The following is a 327-nucleotide window of genomic DNA, read 5'->3' as shown; positions in this document are numbered from 1 at the left end:
CCGACATCGAGGTGCCAAACCGCCGCGTCGATATGAGCTCTTGGCGGCGATCAGCCTGTTATCCCCGGAGTACCTTTTATCCTTTGAGCGATGGCCAGTCCACGCAGAACCACCGGATCACTATACCCTGCTTTCGCACCTGATCGACTTGTTGGTCTCACAGTCAAGCACCCTTATGCTATTGCACTCTACGCACGGTTACCATTCGTGCTGAGGGTACCTTGGGAAGCCTCCGTTACTCTTTTGGAGGCGACCACCCCAGTCAAACTACCCACCGAACAGTGTCCTCGCATACACGAGTTAGAACTCAAATAATCAAAGGGCCGT

Annotated in this window: 1 rRNA gene (only partly in view); it reads right to left on the bottom strand. The window is 53.8% G+C overall.

The window, feature by feature from the left end:
- A 23S ribosomal RNA gene (locus B3C38_RS02280) occupies positions 1 to 327 on the bottom strand; its annotated part reaches 353 nt to the left of the window's first position; the annotation flags it as partial.

The organism is Alistipes sp. UBA1686, from assembly GCF_002320215.1.
GTDB classification, from domain to species: domain Bacteria; phylum Bacteroidota; class Bacteroidia; order Bacteroidales; family Rikenellaceae; genus Alistipes; species Alistipes onderdonkii.
This window is presented reverse-complemented; position numbering and strand designations above follow the sequence as displayed.